The sequence below is a fragment of the Pedobacter cryophilus genome, from assembly GCF_005116455.1.
GTDB classification, from domain to species: domain Bacteria; phylum Bacteroidota; class Bacteroidia; order Sphingobacteriales; family Sphingobacteriaceae; genus Pseudopedobacter; species Pseudopedobacter cryophilum.
The window spans coordinates 408,550-427,441 of record NZ_SWBP01000001.1 but is presented as its reverse complement, the minus strand read 5'-3'; the positions used below and the strand labels follow the sequence as shown (position 1 = coordinate 427,441).

The 18,892-nt window shown below is 33.9% G+C and carries 16 protein-coding genes; 5 read left to right on the top strand and 11 right to left on the bottom strand.

All coding sequences use genetic code 11. The annotated features are described in order from the left end of the window. Positions 1-68 precede the first annotated feature (68 nt). Both FA046_RS01810 and FA046_RS01805 read left to right on the top strand, forming a co-directional pair. The gene (locus tag FA046_RS01810; protein WP_136824653.1) at positions 69-779 is read left to right on the top strand and encodes a YqjF family protein; all 711 of its coding nucleotides are present in this window, start codon (positions 69-71) and stop codon (positions 777-779) included. Positions 780-1,197: 418 nt separating this feature from the next. Beyond that, the gene (locus tag FA046_RS01805) at positions 1,198-2,382 is read left to right on the top strand and encodes a class I SAM-dependent rRNA methyltransferase (protein ID WP_136824652.1); all 1,185 of its coding nucleotides are present in this window, start codon (positions 1,198-1,200) and stop codon (positions 2,380-2,382) included. Between the two features lie 103 nt (positions 2,383-2,485). On the opposite strand, the gene FA046_RS01800 is transcribed toward FA046_RS01805, so the two are convergent. Further along, positions 2,486-3,235: a LytR/AlgR family response regulator transcription factor gene (locus FA046_RS01800; RefSeq protein WP_136824651.1), complete on the bottom strand. Its 750-nt coding sequence runs from the start codon at positions 3,233-3,235 to the stop codon at positions 2,486-2,488. Then, positions 3,225-4,274 (bottom strand): sensor histidine kinase, encoded by a 1,050-nt coding sequence (locus tag FA046_RS01795; RefSeq protein ID WP_136824650.1) that lies wholly within the window; start codon positions 4,272-4,274, stop codon positions 3,225-3,227. Before FA046_RS01795 ends, FA046_RS01800 begins: the two co-directional genes overlap by 11 nt. 142 nt (positions 4,275-4,416) lie before the next feature. Between FA046_RS01795 and FA046_RS01790 the strand changes: the two genes are divergently transcribed. Continuing rightward, complete coding sequence (locus FA046_RS01790; protein WP_136824649.1) at positions 4,417-4,908, top strand: DUF2452 domain-containing protein; 492 nt, start codon at positions 4,417-4,419, stop codon at positions 4,906-4,908. On the opposite strand, the gene FA046_RS01785 is transcribed toward FA046_RS01790, so the two are convergent. After that, positions 4,868-5,710 carry an NAD-dependent epimerase/dehydratase family protein gene (locus FA046_RS01785; protein ID WP_136824648.1) on the bottom strand — a complete coding sequence of 281 codons (843 nt, stop codon included), beginning with the start codon at positions 5,708-5,710 and terminating at the stop codon, positions 4,868-4,870. The genes FA046_RS01790 and FA046_RS01785 overlap by 41 nt on opposite strands. Before the next feature lie 75 nt (positions 5,711-5,785). Here FA046_RS01785 and FA046_RS01780 point away from each other — a divergent pair, with 75 nt between their 5' ends. Further along, the gene (locus FA046_RS01780; protein WP_317130532.1) at positions 5,786-6,475 is read left to right on the top strand and encodes an OmpA family protein; all 690 of its coding nucleotides are present in this window, start codon (positions 5,786-5,788) and stop codon (positions 6,473-6,475) included. A gap of 192 nt (positions 6,476-6,667) precedes the next feature. Further along, positions 6,668-7,114, top strand: coding sequence for a hypothetical protein (locus FA046_RS01775; protein WP_136824647.1), 447 nt, complete (start codon positions 6,668-6,670; stop codon positions 7,112-7,114). An 83-nt stretch (positions 7,115-7,197) separates the two neighbouring features. On the opposite strand, the gene FA046_RS01770 is transcribed toward FA046_RS01775, so the two are convergent. The 8 genes from FA046_RS01770 to FA046_RS01735 all read right to left on the bottom strand — a co-directional run bounded on the left by FA046_RS01770 (position 7,198) and on the right by FA046_RS01735 (position 18,838). Then, positions 7,198-8,649: a RagB/SusD family nutrient uptake outer membrane protein gene (locus FA046_RS01770; protein WP_136824646.1), complete on the bottom strand. Its 1,452-nt coding sequence runs from the start codon at positions 8,647-8,649 to the stop codon at positions 7,198-7,200. A gap of 17 nt (positions 8,650-8,666) precedes the next feature. Next, complete coding sequence (locus FA046_RS01765) at positions 8,667-11,822, bottom strand: SusC/RagA family TonB-linked outer membrane protein (RefSeq protein ID WP_136824645.1); 3,156 nt, start codon at positions 11,820-11,822, stop codon at positions 8,667-8,669. A gap of 462 nt (positions 11,823-12,284) precedes the next feature. Then, on the bottom strand, positions 12,285-13,865 hold the full coding sequence (locus tag FA046_RS01760; protein ID WP_136824644.1) for a M28 family peptidase: 1,581 nt from the start codon (positions 13,863-13,865) through the stop codon (positions 12,285-12,287). Positions 13,866-14,018: 153 nt separating this feature from the next. After that, the gene (locus FA046_RS01755; RefSeq protein ID WP_136824643.1) at positions 14,019-14,741 is read right to left on the bottom strand and encodes a 2-phosphosulfolactate phosphatase; all 723 of its coding nucleotides are present in this window, start codon (positions 14,739-14,741) and stop codon (positions 14,019-14,021) included. Beyond that, the gene (gene gcvT, locus FA046_RS01750) at positions 14,741-15,826 is read right to left on the bottom strand and encodes a glycine cleavage system aminomethyltransferase GcvT (protein ID WP_136825299.1); all 1,086 of its coding nucleotides are present in this window, start codon (positions 15,824-15,826) and stop codon (positions 14,741-14,743) included. Before gcvT ends, FA046_RS01755 begins: the two co-directional genes overlap by 1 nt. A 76-nt stretch (positions 15,827-15,902) precedes the next feature. Further along, a complete protein-coding gene (locus tag FA046_RS01745) occupies positions 15,903-17,108 on the bottom strand; it encodes a glycosyltransferase family 4 protein (RefSeq protein ID WP_136824642.1) in 1,206 nt (401 codons plus the stop codon). Positions 17,109-17,120: 12 nt separating this feature from the next. Continuing rightward, positions 17,121-17,717, bottom strand: coding sequence for a ribonuclease HII (locus tag FA046_RS01740; RefSeq protein WP_136824641.1), 597 nt, complete (start codon positions 17,715-17,717; stop codon positions 17,121-17,123). Next, entirely contained in the window at positions 17,711-18,838 is a 1,128-nt protein-coding gene (locus FA046_RS01735; RefSeq protein WP_136824640.1) for a glycosyltransferase family 4 protein, read from the bottom strand. The genes FA046_RS01740 and FA046_RS01735 overlap by 7 nt, the downstream gene beginning before the upstream one ends. Positions 18,839-18,892 lie beyond the last annotated feature (54 nt).

The window sequence follows — 18,892 nt, the reverse complement described above, 5'->3', positions numbered from 1 at the left end:
CTAATTAACTTAAAAATAAACGCAGCTTTAAAAACAAAAGCCAGCCTATTTTTGCTGTTGTATTATAAATGAAGAAGATTTTTTTAACTGCCGAATGGCGAAAACTGGCCATGGCCAATTATATAATTGACCCAACTATCCTACAAAAGTATGTTCCGCCTCATACCGAACTAGATTTTTACAACGGCAATTGCTATGTGAGTTTAATTGGTTTTATGTTTTTGAATACCAAAATAAAAGGCTTTAAAATTCCTTTTCATATAAATTTTGAGGAAGTAAATTTGCGTTTTTATGTGCGTTATAAAGAAGGAAACGAATGGCGACGAGGAGCCGTTTTTATTAGTGAGGTGGTTTCTAAACCTATGATTTCTTTAGTTGCCAACACTTTGTTTCACGAACATTATACCACCCTAAAAACCAAACATAGTTGGGAAACAAAAAATAATAAGCTGCATATTTCTTACCAATGGAAAAAGAAGGAATGGTGCAAATTTGCTTTAGAAGCAGAATTTGAAGCACAACCCTTTTTGCAAGGAAGTGAGGAGCAATTTATTACTGAACATTACTGGGGCTATACCACAGCCGGAAAACAAACGACTTCAGAATATGGGGTAGAGCATCCGTCATGGGAGATTTATAAAGTTAACAACCACCAAATAGAGGTTGATTTTGAAGATATGTATGGAGCTGATTTTGCCTTTTTAAATCAAGAAAAGCCTAATTCGGTATTTTTAGCTGAAGGATCTGAAGTTTTGATAAGAGACGGTAGAAAGATTTAATCCGGAATCTAAGTATTGAGAATAATTTTTTTCTCATAAAAGACTTACCTTTTCACTTTGTGCCCTCTGTTATTCTGTGGTTATAAAATAAAGCTTCCCCTGAAAGCTTTTTTAATATAAATTAAGTGCTGTGATAAAAAGATTTTAACCACAGAGGACGCGGAGATCACGGAGCTAAAAGTTTTAACGTAGAGGATATAAAATCCTTCAAATTTATTTGTGGTGTAATATAAGTTTAAGTTTTTTGCACAAGCCTTGCAAAATAAACCTGATTGAACGAAAAGCCCGGATTGGCGTGTTTTGGCTGGTGATTAGGGGAAGACAAACGTACTTGTAGGGAAAGCAGGACTGCCGGTAATAGGAGCAATAGCATTGCTTTTCAAAATCTTTTCATTGTCTTTAACTACTTTTGCACACAATGGACACAATAATTTTAAAAAAGGGTAAGGAGAAAGCTGTTTTACAACGTCATCCTTGGGTTTTTTCTGGCGCTTTGCAACAGGTTAAAGGCAAACCAAAAAACGGCGATTTAGTAAAAGTGATTGCTTTTGACGATGAGTTTTTAGCTTACGGGTACTTCAACGGATCGTCTAGAGTGGCAGTTAGGTTGTTGAGTTGGGAAGAAGATAATTTGCCCGAAGAGTTGTGGTGGAGAAAGCGTTTGCAAGCTGCTGTGGCTGCAAGAGCAACTATTTTAAGTGAAGATACCAATGCTTGTCGTTTGGTTTTTAGCGAATCTGATTACTTACCAGGTTTAATTGCTGATAAATATGGAGATTATTTATCGTTGCAGATTTTAACATCTGGAGCAGAGAATATGAAGCCTGTGATTTTAGACGAATTACAGAAATTAACAGGAGCTAAAGGAATTTTTGATAAAAGTGACGCCAGCGCCAGAGCGCATGATGGATTAGAAGCAACCGAAGGCTTGCTTTGGGGGGAATTACCTCCAGATTTTGTAGAGGTAAAGGAAAATGGGGTTAAATACCACATTAATATTGTTGAAGGGCAAAAATCTGGTTTTTATTGCGACCAAAGGGATAATAGAAAAATATTAGCTTCTTATGCTAAGGGAAAACGTGTTTTAGATTGCTTTAGTTATAGCGGTGGTTTTACTTTAAATGCTTTATTGAATGGTGCAACTTCAGTAGTTTCAGTAGATAGTTCTGCTTTGGCGATAGAAACTTTGAACAAAAATATAGTATTAAATGGATTTGATTCTACCCAGTTTAGTGCGATTCAAAGTGATGTAAATAAACAATTGCGTTTGTTTAAAGAACAAGAAGAAAAGTTTGATGTAGTAATTTTAGATCCACCAAAATATGCGCCTTCCCGTTCGGCATTAGACAGAGCAGCGAGAGCTTATAAGGATTTGAACAGATTGGGAATGCTGGTTTTAGAAAAAGGCGGTTTGCTGGCTACATTTAGCTGTTCGGGCGCTGTGGATATGGAAACGTTTAAACAAATTATTGCCTGGGCGGCTTTAGATGCAGGTAAGGAAGTCCAAATTCTACATCAATTTAGCCAACCAGAAGATCATCCTATTAGAATTTCTTTTCCAGAAGGGGAGTATTTAAAGGGATTGTTGTGTAGGGTTTATTAAGTCAGTTTTAAGTTTTAGGTTGAAAGTTTTAAGTAAAAAGCTTTGCGTAAATTGAGTTATAAGTTATAGTTTATAAAACTTACAACCTAAAACCTACAACCTATTATATATCAAACCTTTCCCTTAATGCTTCAGAATTGCTGCGGCTGCTGGTGAATTTGCTTTGCTCTTTGTTGTTCATTACAAAAACTAAAGCACCATTAAAGCTTTTTCTGATTTCTTTAATTTTATCGGTATTGATGATGGTGCTTCTGTGAATTCTACAAAAAGTATCAGGCAAACGGTCTTCTAAATTACTCAGTGTAAAATCTGTAAGGTGTTTATTTCCGTCTTCGGTGAGTAAAAACACATATTTTTCTTCGGCTTCAATGGCAATTATCGCATTAAGCTGAATCAATAAAATTTTGTCTCCAATTTTTACGGTCAGTGTTTTTATTTCTTTTTTTGGTTTTAATTGCTCTAGCAATTGCTGTAAAGGCATTTCCATAGGTTTATGAGTGGCTTGTAACTTGGCAATACATTTTTCTAATCGGTCTTTTTCTACAGGTTTTAGTAAATAGTCTAAAGAATTTTCTTCAAAGGCTTTAATCGCATATTGATCATAAGCGGTAGTAAAAATAACTTTGGGTTGTTTTTTAAGCTTAGATAACATCTCGAAACCATTCATTACCGGCATCTCCACGTCTAAAAAAATAACATCGGGTTGGTGTTCTTCTACCAATTTTAAGCCTTCCTGTCCGTTTGTAGCTTGGGCAATTACCTCAAACACGTTGTAAGGCGTAATTAATCTGATGAGTCTTTGGCGGGCAAGTTCTTCATCATCAATAATGATACAGGTAAATTTATGATTCATGTTGTTTTGGTATAGAGATTTTAATTTGTTTTTCGGGTTCGTTTACTATTTGTAATTGATAATTATCTGGATATAATAATTGTAATTTTTCATAAGTGCTTTGTAAACCATAACCAGAATTTAACTCCGATGGAAAAGGTTTGCCATTATCACTCACAATTAGTAACAGTTCATTTGGTGCGTTTTTTATAATTATTTTTAATAAACCACCACTTATTTGATCGTTTAAGCCATGCTTTAAAGCGTTTTCTACTAAAGGCTGCAATATAAATCTAGGAATTTTCTCTTCTAATGCGGCATCATCAATTTCTAAATTAAAATTAATACGTTCTCCAAAGCGTACTCTTTCTATGTCTAAATAGGTTTTTACAATCTCTACTTCTTCTTTTACAGAAGTTAAATTTTCGTTTTGAGTGTTGATGCTGTATCTAAAAAGTTTAGAAAGTTTAAGGGTCATATCTTCGGCTTTATCTGCATCAATGTGAATTAAACTGGCAATAGAATTTAAAGAATTATACAAAAAATGAGGGTTAATTCTAGATTGTAAAGTTTGTAATTCGGCTTGTGTTTTAAGTTGATTGAGTTTGATAATATCAACTTCCTTTTGCTTTAATCTTAACTCTAAATTGCTGCGTTGTGTTTGATAAACGCCAACTATGGTGGTAACTACTAAAGAAATCACTAAATTAATTAAAAGCTGTTTTGGGTCGGAAAAAATGGTGTAATCAATTTTTAAAATAAATGCATTAAGAATAAAAAGGCAAATTTCGCTAGCAATGGTCATCCCCACTAAAGCAGATAAATAATATAAGCCCCAAATAAAATAGTAGTTTTTAGGGTTGTATTTTTTACGATAGTTTTCTACTAATTGCATAAAGCTCGAAATGGAGGTAGAAATAGCAACGCTAAACATAAAAGTTACCCCTACATAGCGCCAACTTACATTATTTGCAGAAATAAAGTAGAATGCAATTAAAATAGCAGCAACTATTGCCCCAATTTTTAAACCATTAATTGCACATTTTATAAAGTCTTTCATGCTTAAATTTGTTTCTGCTAAAGTAAGTATAGCATTGTAAATGCTGATGAATTATCAGACCGTCAGTCAAATAATCAGATGAAAGGTAATTTTTTATCGATAAACGGAAACTAAATTAAAGAATTGTGGTTTAAGAGTGAGCATGAATAATCAGGAATCTTCAGAAGAAAAAAAAGATAAGTTTTCTTATTACACTGGCGAAGCAAAGTTTTCGCCGGTTCCAATGACGGTAAGTTCGCCAGTTATTAAATTAATTGATAAGAATAAGGTGAGAGCCAATGCCGTTGAAGCCATGCACATGCAAGCTCAACAACAAATTGGGATGCTTAGAAAACAGGCCGAACTCATTATGCAGCAGGTAAAAGACATTGAAGATCGTTTAAAAATATCCGAATTAATTTATAAAGCTGATATGAAGTTTAAGCCTGTAATGGGGCAAGTTTATCATCTTTATGAAAAAGAAGAGCAAGGACAATTTTTGGTGAGCATGATTGCACCTCAAGAATGGGGGAGGTCAAAATCTTTTAAAAGACATATATCAACCATTCGTTTACTGTCTGATTCTACCTGGGATGTTTTAGATAAAGCTAATTTTAACTTTGAGGAGTTTGAAGAAGCCATTCCATCAAATTAGGAATCTTAAACTGGTAACCATATTTATCTATTAATTTTTTGGAGCTTACAATTTTGAAATTCTGTTTCTCGGCAATAAATTGAGCTGTGCTTTGGTTATACTTCTCAGAAGCTAAAGCGTAAAAATCCATTTTGTTAGGATGATCAGGAGCTGCGGCATTGATCGTCTCATCCCATATTTCTTCTTCAATAATGAATTTGATGATGCTTATGCAATCTACCAAATGAATCAAATTTACTGGAGCTAGTCCGTTAGGTATATTTTCTTTTCCGGCAAAAAACCTTCCCGGGTGTCTTTCTGGCCCAATTAAACCCGACATTCTGACAACGGTTGTTTTGATTTGCTTTAAATTTCTAAAAATTTCTTCGGCTTGGAATAAGCTTAAAGCTGATGGCGTATGCTCATCTATCGCTGTTTCTTCAGCTACTTCGGTACAATTTTCGGGATAAACCGAAGAGGAAGAAATAAAAATTATTTTAGAAATAGGAGAATTTGTAACTGCTTTGGCGATGTTCGCCATTTTGGTCACATAGTTATTTTCTGTTCCTTTATGCCTCCCTGGAGGGATATTAATGATTAAAAGATCAACATCTAAAAATAGTTGGATATCATCACCCTCAATTTCTGGATTTAATTGTACTAAAAACGGGTCGATATGCTGCGCAGCTAATACAGCTATTTTTGAGATAGTGGTGGTAGAACCTTTAACAAAATAACCATCTTCTATTAGTTCTTTAGCTAAAGGAAGCCCCAGCCAGCCACAACCTAATACTGCAATTTTATTAATTTTTGTTATATTCATACTAGTCAAAAGTACTAAAACAAAATTTTGGCATCCACTTTGAACTAAGTATTCAATAAAAAAAGAAATAAAAAAATGATGAATTCAAATAAATTAAAAGTTTCCGTATTAGGTTTAGTAGCCTTAGTAGGAACATCTGCAATTTTTCCGGCTTGTAAGTCTTTATCAAATACTCAAAAAGGAGCGGGTATTGGTGCTGTAGCTGGTGGTACTATTGGTGCTTTAATTGGTAAAAAGGCAGGTAATACTGCTGTAGGTGCAATTATTGGTGGTGCAATTGGTGGTACAGCGGGTGCATACATTGGTCGTAACATGGATAAGCAAGCTAAAGAAATTGAGCAAAGCGTACCAGGTGCAGAAGTAATACCGGCAGGAGAAGGAATTATTGTAAAATTTGATTCTGGTTTATTATTTGAATTTGGTAAATCAAGTTTATCTACTGCAGCAAAGCAAAACATAGACAACCTTGCCGCATCATTAAATAAGTATCCAAATACAGACATTATGATTATTGGTCATACGGATGCAGTGGGAACGGATGCAATAAATAACAAACTTTCTTTAGAAAGATCAAATGCTGTAAAAAATTATGCAGTATCTAAAGGGGTTGATTTAAATAGATTAAAAACTTCTGGTAGAGGTGAAAATGAGCCAATTGCATCTAACGATACAGATGAAGGTAGAACTTTAAACAGAAGAGTAGAAGTTGTAATTGTTGCTAATGAAGCAATGAAGGCTGAAGCAAAAGCTGCGGCAGGTAATTAATTACCAAAAAATATACAATTAGAAAAGGAATTTAGTGGACACATTAAATTCCTTTTTTGTATTAAAATATTTTTAAATAACAGGTCTTTTAATTAAGTAAAATTTATTTTATTTGTTAAATATTTAAATATATCACATTAATAATAGTTGTTTGTAATCAATTTGCTAATCAATAATTTAATCTTTAAAGAGATGTTTGAAAAACTAAATCAATTGGTGAAAGAAAATTCTAAGAAGGAGGTTTTCTTAAGTGCTGGAATAACTGCAAGTTCTTTTGAATCTGCAACTTATGAGGCTGCAGGTGTGATTATAGATATTCTTAAATCGCAACTTGATAATGGTAAGGCAAAAGATTTAATGAGTTTTTTTAAAGGTAAGAAGGCGGAAAGTGATCTATTACTTAAAATGATGATTAATAAATACGCCAACCGATTAAATAAATATTATTCCATTAGTTCTTCGGCGGCTAAAGAAATAGCAGAAGTGCTTATTCCTACAGTAGTAAAAAAGTTTGTTGTACAAACTGGTAATGGTAAAAAAGAAGATCAAGGAATATTTGCTTTATTTAATTGTTTGAGTGGAAATACCGTAAACTTTGAAGAATTTTTCTTGAAAATAGATAAAATACAAATGGCTTAATTCTTAATTAAAATAAAATAAAAACAGCCTCTGATTTTTAATCAGAGGCTGTTTTGTTTAAAGGATATTTTTATTAATGATGATTACAAATTATCTGTCATTAACTTGTTGTACAATAACTCACTTGAAGGAATTGGCCAAATATAAAGAGGAGATGACGGTAGAACAGCTGGTATACTTTCTTTCCCAGGAATTGTAAGTCCCAAACGTAATAAATCAGGACTGCGGAAACCTTCTCCCAGTAATTCTATATTTCTTTCTTTCAGAAATGCATCATACAAAGCCTGTGGTGCTGCAAAGCCAGTTACTAAAAAGGTTGTTGTAGCATCAGAACGATTTCTAACAGCATTAAGTAATGCTACAGCCCTAGGATTAACGGAAGTGGTGCTTCTTGCAAGCGCTTCCCCTAAATTTAATAAAACCTCAGCATATCTTATTATTGGAACATAATCAGCATAGTTGGATGCAGCTAATGTTGGGTACTTTGATAGAACAGTAAAGCCCGATCTAGAGCCTATGAAACTTCTTCTTTTATCGGTTGATTTCCATCCTGCATCAGCAATAATACCAGTAGGATTCATTGAATATAATACAACACCGAAGAAATAAGAACCTAAAGCACTTTGTCCGGCAGCATTCTCAGTGCCACTCACAAAAGGCATAGATAATATAGATTCTGTTGTGGTGTATGGTGTTTTAAATACATTGGTAATATCTGCTTGTAAAGCATGTGCAACACCAGAAGTTGCTGTAAATGGAGCTACTAATGGCACAATCTTATTAGCCTCAGTTACTACATCTGCATAGCGTTGCATAGTTAAATAAACACGTGTCTTATAAGCAATAGCAGTATTTTTGTGTGCTCTAATGGTATTATTTAAAGCCGTAGAATAGTTGGCTGGTAAGTCTATCTCTGCTTCATTTAAATCTTTTAAAACTTGAGTGTAAACTTCAGCAACTGTACTTCTAGCTAAATCAAAATTACCCGACACCGAGTTTCCGGTTAAACGCAAAGGTAAACCTGGTTTACTGCCATTTCCATCATAATAAGGTCTTGCGTATAAGGTTAGTAAGCTATAATAACAAATTGCCCGTATCATTTTTGCTTCGGCTATATAATTCTTACCAGTTGCATCCCCAATAACAGCATTTCCTTTTGCGGCCATTCCTTCAATAAATAAATTGCATCTATTGATAGTGTTGTAAGCTGATGCCCAAAAGCCATTAACTTCTTGCGCACCATTACCTAAAGTATAAGCATACGTTTGGGTTGCAGTAACAGAATTTGAACTTTGTGCAACATAATTATCTGCCCTTAATTCATTATAAACAATATATCTGCCGCCATAAAAATCTGCCGCTCTTAAGCCAGTATATAATCCTCTTACTTGGCCATCAATTCTGGCAACGGTTGAGAACTGGGCTAAATCAAGTGTTGAAACCTGTGTCTCTGAATCAGGAGTTAATAGATCCTTTTGACAACCGCCCATCATCACGGTAATCAATATACTTATATATAAAAATTTCTTTTTCATGATATTCCTTTTAAAAATTAAAACTTAAGTGATAAACCTGCAGTTAAAGTTCTTCCATTTGCAACTGAGTTTCTTTCAACCCCTAACGAAGAAGTTGAATTTCCGTTAGAAGAAACTTCTGGGTCTGACCCTGGATACTTTGTTAAGATCAACAAATTATCACCGCTTACATATAATCTGGCACTAGAAATTTTCGCCTTACTTAAGAACTGGGTTGGCAAAGTATAGCCTAAACTAATATTCCTCAATTTCACAAAATCTCCTTTGTATATATTTACATCAATTGGAAAAGAAGAGCCATTAGATACGTTGTCTGTAAAATTTAATTTTGGAATATCTGTGATTTGACCAGGAGTAGTCCATCTTCTCAACATATCTGTTGAATTATTCCAAAAACGTTGATCTCTTAAACCAGCATTGGTTCCATAATAGATTGAGAAGCCTAACTGGTATGTTAAGGTTGTAGTTAAATCAAATTTCTTATATCTAAAATTATTTGAAAAACCTCCAACAAATTTCGGTTGTGTATTTCCTGCAACTTGAGCATCATTTATTGAGATAACTGGTGCGGCAGTACCGTCTTCATAACTCCACCTTAAGAAACCACTTGTTGTGATATTATGGCTATAAAGAACTTTTTTTCCTGTAGCTTTTTCAATGAATATTCTTCTGCCTGTTGCAGGATCAACCCCTGCTGTAGGAACTGCATAGATCATCCCTAATGAGCTTCCTACTCTCGAAATACTCGCAGATTCTAATCCAGATGTTGTGGTTAAAAACTGATCTATACCTTGTGATAAAGAAGTGATTTTATTTTCATTAAATGAAATGTTTAATGAGGTGTTCCAACTAAAATTATTAGTTCTAACAGGGTCTGCGTTTACGGTTAATTCATACCCTTTATTATACATAGAAGCAATATTGATCTGCGGAGTACTTGGTAAACCAGCTGATGGGACTTGAGGGACATTGTAGATCAAGCCTCCTAAAGAATTCTTGTAATAAGCTGCCTCAACAGTGATCTTGTCATTAAGTATTCCAAAATTGAAACCAACATCTAATTTATCACTAGTTTCCCATCCAATTTGGTCATTACCGGTTTGTGTTGGAACCAAAGTAGATGCTCCTGCATATAAACCTGTTCCATAGAATGAATAAGAAGCAAGATTCCCTAAACCACTAAAGTTTCCTATTGTACCGTAACTTCCTCTAATTTTAAAAGTGGTAAATAGGTTATCTAGGCCAGCTTTGGTCCAAAATTTCTCTTGAGCAATTTCCCAACCTATACCAACACCATAAAATATTCCTTTTTTATTGTTGGCTCCAAATGCAGAATATTCATCCTGACGCAGATTAGCGGTTAAAAAATATTTCTTATTAAAATCATAATTAAATCTGCTAAAGAATGAAACTAGATAATTTTCTCCAACGGCACCTGCTGTTGCTGGCGTAGCAAATCCTGCAGCGTAATTATCAAAAGCTAAATCTGATAATGTTGTTCTGCTACCACTGAAACCATCAGATTCACTTCTTTGTTGTTCATTACCTAATAACAAAGAGAAATTATGCTTTTCTGAAAAAGTATAATCAGCTTGAGCTGTATTTGTCCAAACCCATCTTTTGTTTTTATTCAAACTTTTAGCAGCAGAACCTAATGAGGCAGCAGAACCACCATTAATTGGGTTGAAAAACGCATCGTTATCTGATAAAATATAATCAATACCATAAACTGTCTTTAAATTTAACCAGGGGGTTAAATTAGCTTGAAGGTAAAAGTTAGATTGAACCGTGTTTAATTCGTTATTAGAACGATCTAAATCTATAACGGTTGAAGGGTTATAAAAACCTACATCAGATCCAACATTTCCCATTCTGCCAATGGTAGTTGCATTAAAAATACTATATGATCCATCAGGATTTAAAGGCGCAACATTGGGAGCTGTTACTATAGCTAGTCTGCCTAATCCGCCAGTTCCAAAAGCCTCTCCAGGCAAAGATCCTGAAGAAGTAGCGGCTAAATTTTCTTGATTGGTATAAGATATCTTACCTCCCAATAAAAACATTTTACCTTCTTTATGATCAATTTTAAATAATCCGGATTTTCTATTGTAGTCGTTTTTTACAATAATTCCCTCTTGGGCTGTAAAATTACCTGATAAATAATACGAAGTGCTTTCGTTACCACCAGAAATACTAACTGTATTGCTATGAGAAAATCCTTCGCGGTAGATATAATCATACCAGTTTGTATTTATAGGATTCCCACTTGCGTCATTAGTTAAAGCAAAAAAAGCTCTGGTGCCAGTAGGGCCAGTGTTATAAGTTCCAAAGTTTTTTAATGCTTCGTTCTTTAAATCGGTGTATTGAAAGGCATCTAATAATGGTTCTAAATTTCGTGGTTTTACACTTCCTACCCAAGCGTCATAAGATACAGTTGCTTTGCCTGATTTACCTTTCTTCGTAGTAACTATCAATACCCCATTTGCAGCTCTACTTCCGTAAATTGCAGCCGCTGCTGCATCCTTTAATACGTCAATTGATTCGATATCATTTGGATTGATACTTGCTAAAGCATTACCTGCAGCACTAGATCCGCTGGCATCCCCAGTAAAAGTGGCAATTCCGTCAATCACAATTAATGGAAAAGAGCTAAGAGAAATAGAGTTTGTACCTCTAATTCTTATGACTGGAGGGTTGTTTAATACACCATTTGGAATAGTGATTTGAACTCCGGCAGCTTTTCCTCCTAAAGCTTGATCAAAACTTTGAACTGGCTTGTTTTCTAATTCTTTACTAGAAACTCTTGCTATCGAGCCTACATTATCAGCTTTTCTTTGAGTTCCATAGCCCGTTACCACAATTTCGCTTAATTGTTTAGAATCTTGTTCAAGGGCAACATTTATTACATTTCCGGTAACAGTTAATGTTTTTGACAAGTAGCCTACATAAGTGAATTTTAAAGATTGTGCACCAGTTGGAACTTTTAATGAAAATTTTCCGTCAGCACTAGTTTGAATACCATTATTAGAACCAACAACCATTATGGCCACACCTGGTAATGATGATCCGTCCATTTTGTCTGTTACTGTTCCGGTAATAATACGGGTTTGTGCTTTTAAGTTTTTAGTATAAATACCAAAAAGAAGCAAAATGAGTAGTAGTTTTTTAGTCATGCGTTGTTTTTGATTAAATTTGAAATTTAAATTTAGAATTTTTTAATTAAAACGTTAATAGTGCGTTAATTTTTCATTAATTTTTGTTATTATTTCAAATATAGGTAAGTAAATAAGCTATTATTTGCCAATTTTTGTACTGATTTAATAAAAACTATAAAAATTATATTAAATATTTATTTTCAAATGATGTATATTTTATAATAAAGTAGTTTTTTACAAAATAAATTGTTTAAAAATGGCATTAATTGATGTTTAAACTCTAAATTTTGTAAATAAATGGTGTTAATTATTGTGTTTATAGAAATTTGATTCAAAATTGGCTGCTATAAAAATTAAATAAAGATTATTTAGGGTTTATTTAAGAAATTTTATAGTCAATTTTGGTATAAAACAAAAAAGGCTTCGAATTTTCGAAGCCTTTTTTATGTAAATGGAGTTTATTAGGAATAAGTTGTTTATTTATCTGCTATTAGGCATATCATTTTGTCTATCAACAACAGGTTTGTTGGCCATGTTTGCAATTTCCCATGCGGTATAAAATACTAACTGAGTTCTTTTGGTAAGTAAAGGAAAATTAATCTTCTTTACCTCGTCGGTTTTTTTGTGATAATCTTCATGCGTACCATTAAAATAAAAAATGATAGGAATGTTGTGCTTTGCAAAGTTGTAATGATCAGAACGGTAATAAATTCTTTCGGTATCAGCCGGATCATCAAACTTATAATCTAAAGTCATTTTAGTGTAGGTGTTATTATTTTTCTCGTTAATTACCTTTAAGGTAGAGCTTAACTTTTCAGAACCTATCACATAAATATAATTAGCCGAATCTTGTTTACCCTTATATAAATCGCCTACCCTACCAATCATATCAATATTTAAATTAGTAATGGTGTTTTCTAAAGGATAAACCGGATGATCTGAATACCATTCAGAACCTAATAGGCCTTTTTCTTCTCCAACCACAGTCATAAAAAGAATACTTCTTTTGGGTCCTTTTCCTGCTTTTTTAGCTTTTGTAAAAGCTTGAGCAATTTCTAAAACACCTGTAGTTCCAGATCCATCATCATCTGCACCGTTAAATACTTCGCCATCATCGCCAACGCCAACATGGTCATAATGCGCTGTAATCACCAGAATTTCTTTTTTCAGGATAGGATCTGAACCTTCTAGAAAGCCTAAAACGTTTTTGGCTTCTACTGGAGTCATTTTATTTTGTAAATCTACATCCAAGTTTGCGTTGAAGCTAAAAGATGCTGGTTGCAAAGTTTTATTAATTTGTGCCGATAGGCTATCAATTGATTTTGAAGAATTTGCCATTAATTTATTAATAGCCATTTTACTAGCATAAACGGTCAATAAATTTCCGGTTTTCACTTCGCCTAAAACTAAAGATGGACGATCAAAATATGCTTTATTGGCCGCCATTCTAGACATATCAGCATTTAAAATGATAATTCCAGCTGGTTTTTTTGCTTTTAAGGCATTGATTTTTTTGGTGCGACTGGTGGTCCAATCAGACATTTTATCTGTACCGCTAATTAATGATTTTCCGTTTAAAGAAGGTTCGCCAGGTAAAACTACCGCTATTTTACCTTCTAAGTTTAAGCTACTTAGATCATCGTATTTATCAGAAGTGATGCCGTAACCTACAAACACAAAGTTTTTGAAAGTTTTTTTGGTGTCGTCAAAACTGCCGGGTAAAACGTAATAATCTTTTAAAAACTCTAAAGTTTCGCCATTGGCTATCACGTTTTTTTGTGCTAAAGTTCTTTCTTTTAAGTCTAACATTTGAAAATAATCGCCATTTACTGGGGCGGTTAAACCAAAACTTTGAAATTTCTCTTTTATATATTGAGCCGCTTTGTTAGCGCCAGCTTTACCGGTTTCTCTGCCTTCATAATCATCGCCAGCAAGAATGGTTAAAATTTCTGTAGCATCTTTACTGGTAATTGTTTTAGCGTATTTCATTGCTTTTTTATCCTGTGCTTGGGTCGCAAGGGTAAAAGCCATTAAACTGGTAATAATGAATAGTTTTTTCATTTAATCTTTATTTTAAATGTTGATGATTGGTTATGCAAATCTTAATTTATTCGATTATTGCAAACCAAATGTAGTTTTTTTGAAGCTTCTTATTTGTAAAGATTTGGTTGTAAAAATAGATTTGATTGGTTTTTTTTGAGTGTTAATATCAATTTAGTTTAAAATCAACTTTACCAATTTATTACCTTCTAAAACCGGAATAGTGGTAGCGATATTTACGTTGAGGCAAAACTTTATATCTTCTTCAATTCCTAATTTTTTTAATCTTTCGCTGTGAGAAGTTTTAGCGGTATAAGCCTCTAAATCGTGTTTTGCAATGTTGTATAAATCATCAGCAGATATGCTAGAATCGTCTAAATAATAATCTTCATTTTTAAGATGATGAACTACAGCACCAGCAAATAAAGTATCTTCTAAATTGAATTTGTTTTTCCAACCGGCACATAATAAAAACACATCTTTATCTTGTGATTTTAAGTAATTACAAATGGCGTCTAAATTTAGAAAAGAACCAATAATGACTTGAAAGGCAGTTTTTTTGGATTCGTCAATGGCGTAAGTACCATTGGTGGTAGTTAATACAATGGTTTTATCTTTTACTTTATCCTCGGCGTAAGCAAAAGGAGAATTGCCAAAATCAAATCCTTCTACCACTTTTCCATCTCGCTCAGCAGCCAATAAAAAGCCATCAATTTCATAGCTTTTACATTCTTCTACTGTGGCAACGGGGATAATTGCTGCCGCACCGTTTTCTATACCGTAACAAATAGAAGAGGTGGCTCTAAAAATATCTATCACCACTACAATGGCATTGCTAATATCATAAATGGGCAAAAGGGCAGGGGTGAAGCAAACTTCAATTTTTCTTTTATCCATTATTTATTTTTGTAGAATGGGAATTTTACCACTTTTGCTTTCACTTTGTTCTCACGAATTTTGATGAAAATCTCATCGCCTTCTTTGGCAAATGAAGTGTGAACATAACCCAAGCCAATGGCTTTTTGTAAGGATGGCGATTGAGTGCCTGATGTTACTTTTCCAATGATGTTTCCATCTGCATCAACAATTTCATAATCATGGCGAGGAATGCCTCTTTCTACCATTTCAAAACCAACTAGTTTTTTAGCTACTCCGTTTTGTTTTTGTTCTAATAAGGCAGCTGAATTGTTAAATTCTTTGGTGAACTTGGTTACCCAGCCCAAGCCGGCTTCCATTGGCGAGGTGCTATCGTCAATATCGTTTCCGTAAAGGCAAAATCCCATTTCTAAACGTAAGGTATCTCTTGCGCCCAAACCTATCGGCTTAATGCCATAAGGTTCTCCTGCTTTAAAAATAGCATCCCAAATTACATCAGCATGGGCGTTATCAAAATAAATTTCAAAGCCACCAGCGCCAGTGTAACCTGTAGCCGAAATTAAAACGTTTTCTACGCCAGCAAAAGTTCCTTTCTTAAAAGTGTAATATTCCATTTCAGAAAGATTTACAGCCGTTAAACTTTGTAAAGCTTCAGTAGCTTTTGGACCTTGAACGGCCAACAAAGAAGTGCGATCTGAAATGTTATTCATATCTACTCCGTAGGTATTAAATTGACTAATCCAGTCCCAGTCTTTTTCTATGTTTGATGCATTTACCACCAACATATAAGTTTTTTCGTCTATGCGGTAAACCAGTAAATCGTCCACTATTCCTCCGGTTAAATTAGGAAGATAAGCGTATTGAATTTTGCCATCAAAAAGTTTGGAGGCATCATTAGAAATTACTTGTTGAATAAGGTCTAAAGCTTTTTCGCCTTTTAAAATAAATTCGCCCATGTGGCTTACATCAAAAACACCAACAGCTGTTCTTACCGTTTCATGTTCTGCATTAATTCCGGCATATAAAACCGGCATATTGTATCCTGCAAAAGGCACCATTTTAGCGCCAAGGGCAATGTGTTTGTCTGTTAAAGCGGTATTTTTCATCTTATTTAAAGGAAGTAAATGGCCCATAAGGCCGATTAAAAATTTAAATTTTAAAAGGCGAAATTAATAAAAATTTTCACCCTTTGGGTTCGCAAAGTTCTTGGTAAACTTTTAGTAAAGATTTACTGAGTTTAGCATTGTCGTGATTTTTTTCGGCCAGCTTACGGGCGCCTTCACCAATTTTAGTAATTAAAGTTTTATCGGTAAAACAGCGTAATATTTGCTTGTAAAAGTCATCAGCTTTATCAGCAATTAATATGTTTTTATCATGATGATAATTAATGCCTTCGGCAGCAATAGAGGTGGCAATGATACATTTACCTAAAGCCATGGCTTCAATAATTTTAACCCTCATGCCGCTGCCAGATAGTAAGGGCACAATGAGCACATGTTGCCTGCTTATAAATTCGGTCGCATTTTCTACTTCACCTTCCATAATAAAAGATTCATCGCCCATTATTTTAAATTGTTTTGGGATATTTTTACCCGCCAAATGGAAGGTAATGCCAGAGTCTAATTGCCTTATAGAAGGCCATACGGTATCTAAAAACCACTCTAATCCTTCTATGTTTGGGCGCCAATCCATTGATCCAATATAGCCTACGCTTTTGTTTGGCGATAAGCGAAAGTTATTACTGTAATTTTCGAGATTTAAAGCTACCGGAAAAGTATGAACCGGAATACTACAAATGCTTTTAAAAAAGTGTTCATCTACAAAGCTAATGGCTATTAAGGCATCAAAACTATTTAAGATTTTGAATTCAAAACGTTGTAATCTTTTGCTTAAAATGTTGTAATATATTTTTCTGATGAAGAAGTTTTCTTTGGTGGTTAAGCGTTTCCAAATTTGGTGTTCAATATTATGGGCTCTATAAATAAGTTTTGCGGTGGTATTTGCTTTTACTACTTCTAAATACGGCGTAACTTGTAAGCCCTCAAACTGTACAATATCAAAGGTGTTGCTTCTTAAAAGATGACCCAATTTACTGGCACAGCCAGCATCATAAAACCTACTGATATTGTAAGATTGATCTGAAAATAGATTGAGAAAAGCATCTTTAGCTTTTACCCTGTTATCTATTTTATACTGAACAAATTTGATGCTTTTAAATAGCGGGTCTTTAATATCTTTTACCTTAACAAAGTGCTTGGTGGTATTTAAACTAAACAAAGTTACCTCGCAACCTAAGTCAACTAAAGCCTTAATGGTATGGTGTACCACAATGGCATAACCACCATCGGCAGGGAAAGGAACTCGGTTTGTAACTAGCAATACACGCATAAATGCAAATTACTAAAAAATGGATAGTTGTGGGGCAGTAACACGAAAAGTTTTTCGGTGGTAAGGACTAAAACCGTGGTTTAAAACCGCATTTCTATGATGTATTGTTGGGTAACCTTTGTTGGTATTCCAATTATAAATAGGATATTCCTGATGTAGGTTTTCCATAAATTCATCTCTATAAGTTTTAGCTAAAATTGAAGCTGCTGCGATAGAAAAATATTTGCAATCTCCTTCTACAATACAATGATGTTTAATATTGGGATAGGCATTAAATCTGTTACCATCAATAATTAAGAATTTTGGTTTTAGGGATAATTGATCAATTGCCCTATGCATGGCTAAAAAAGAGGCATTTAATATATTTATTTTATCAATTTCTTGATGATCAACCATGGCCACGGCAAAAGCGATAGCTGTTTTTTCTATCTCATCCCTTAATGTGAACCTGTCTTTCTCTTTAATTTGCTTAGAATCATTTAACAGTGGATGATAAAAATCTGCTGGTAAAATTACAGCCGCAGCAAAAACGGGTCCAGCTAGGCAACCTCTTCCAGCTTCGTCACAACCTGCTTCTATAAATTCTTGCTGATAAAATGATGCTAACATGTTGTCGTTTTTATTAAAGATGTCCAAAGTTTTTCGGCTACACCATCCCAAGTATAACTTTGTGCAACCTTAAAACCAAGTTTAATTTTTTCTTCTGTTTTAAATGGATGAGTAATCAAGTTGAATAGTAAGTTTTTTAGTTCATCATCATCTAAAGGATTAAATAAATGGGCTGCTCCTTTTGCAATTTCTTCCATTGCTGTGTTTTTAGAAGTAATGATAGGAACACCACAAGCAAAAGCTTCAATAACGGGCAATCCAAATCCCTCAAAGGTAGAAGGATAAACGGCAACATCGGCGGAAGCCAAAACCTTACTTAATTCTTCATCACTCAATTTTCCTGTAAAGATCACCTCATTTTTAAACGTCATTTGCGATAAAAATTGTTCTAACTCTTTGTTTTTCCAAGCTTTTCTGCCCACTAAAACCAATTGATGTTGGACTTGATGTTGTTTTTTTAGCGCTTCAAAAGCTTTTAATAAGGTGATGATATTTTTACGAGGATGAATAGATCCCGTATATACAAAATAAGGTTTCCCATTGGTGATTTTCACTTTCACTTGCTCTTTTTCTGGTAAAGAAAGTGCTTTAAAAACAGCTGAAACACCGTTATATACTACATCAATTTTGCTTTCATTAATGCCATAAGTTTTAATGATATCTTGCTTACTAAAGGTAGAAACCGTGGCTATTCTATTTGCTTTTTTAGCAAATTTTGGAAAATAATGTTTATAATATGTTTGAGTGAGCCAATCTACACCGTTTGCATCATGCTCAAAAGCAATATCATGAATTACAGCAAGTGTTTTGATATTAGATTTTAGGGGAATAAAGCCATCAGGAGATAGTAAAACATCAACTTTATATGGTTTTAAAGCGTTTGGTAAAGCATACTCAAACCATAAATAATATAAAAATGGATGCCTTGCCTGGGGATAAATAATGAGCGGTTTTACATTTGAAGCAAAAATAAAGGAGGCGTCAAACTTTCTATCAAAACAAAAAATAAAATCAACTTCAGGATGGTTAAGCACCATTCTTTTAAAGGTTTCAAAAGTAAATCTTCCAATTCCTTCTAAATTGTTTTTTTGTAATAAACGAGTGTTAACGGCTATAATCACCTTATTTTGGTTTAGGTATCGCTAAGTTAAATAAAGCCTTGCCATAATAAAATT

Excerpts from the sequence above, each read along its gene's own strand:
- FA046_RS01795 (WP_136824650.1), bottom strand. The coding sequence starts at position 4,274 with ATGAAAGACTTTATAAAATGTGCAATTAATGGTTTAAAAATTGGGGCA.
- FA046_RS01775 (WP_136824647.1), top strand. The coding sequence starts at position 6,668 with ATGTTTGAAAAACTAAATCAATTGGTGAAAGAAAATTCTAAGAAGGAG.
- FA046_RS01740 (WP_136824641.1), bottom strand. The coding sequence starts at position 17,717 with ATGTTAGCATCATTTTATCAGCAAGAATTTATAGAAGCAGGTTGTGAC.
- FA046_RS01765 (WP_136824645.1), bottom strand. The coding sequence starts at position 11,822 with ATGACTAAAAAACTACTACTCATTTTGCTTCTTTTTGGTATTTATACT.
- FA046_RS01770 (WP_136824646.1), bottom strand. The coding sequence starts at position 8,649 with ATGAAAAAGAAATTTTTATATATAAGTATATTGATTACCGTGATGATG.
- FA046_RS01805 (WP_136824652.1), top strand. The coding sequence starts at position 1,198 with ATGGACACAATAATTTTAAAAAAGGGTAAGGAGAAAGCTGTTTTACAA.
- FA046_RS01755 (WP_136824643.1), bottom strand. The coding sequence starts at position 14,741 with ATGGATAAAAGAAAAATTGAAGTTTGCTTCACCCCTGCCCTTTTGCCC.
- FA046_RS01760 (WP_136824644.1), bottom strand. The coding sequence starts at position 13,865 with ATGAAAAAACTATTCATTATTACCAGTTTAATGGCTTTTACCCTTGCG.
- FA046_RS01785 (WP_136824648.1), bottom strand. The coding sequence starts at position 5,710 with ATGAATATAACAAAAATTAATAAAATTGCAGTATTAGGTTGTGGCTGG.
- FA046_RS01790 (WP_136824649.1), top strand. The coding sequence starts at position 4,417 with ATGAATAATCAGGAATCTTCAGAAGAAAAAAAAGATAAGTTTTCTTAT.
- FA046_RS01745 (WP_136824642.1), bottom strand. The coding sequence starts at position 17,108 with ATGCGTGTATTGCTAGTTACAAACCGAGTTCCTTTCCCTGCCGATGGT.
- FA046_RS01810 (WP_136824653.1), top strand. The coding sequence starts at position 69 with ATGAAGAAGATTTTTTTAACTGCCGAATGGCGAAAACTGGCCATGGCC.
- FA046_RS01800 (WP_136824651.1), bottom strand. The coding sequence starts at position 3,235 with ATGAATCATAAATTTACCTGTATCATTATTGATGATGAAGAACTTGCC.
- FA046_RS01780 (WP_317130532.1), top strand. The coding sequence starts at position 5,786 with ATGATGAATTCAAATAAATTAAAAGTTTCCGTATTAGGTTTAGTAGCC.
- gcvT (WP_136825299.1), bottom strand. The coding sequence starts at position 15,826 with ATGAAAAATACCGCTTTAACAGACAAACACATTGCCCTTGGCGCTAAA.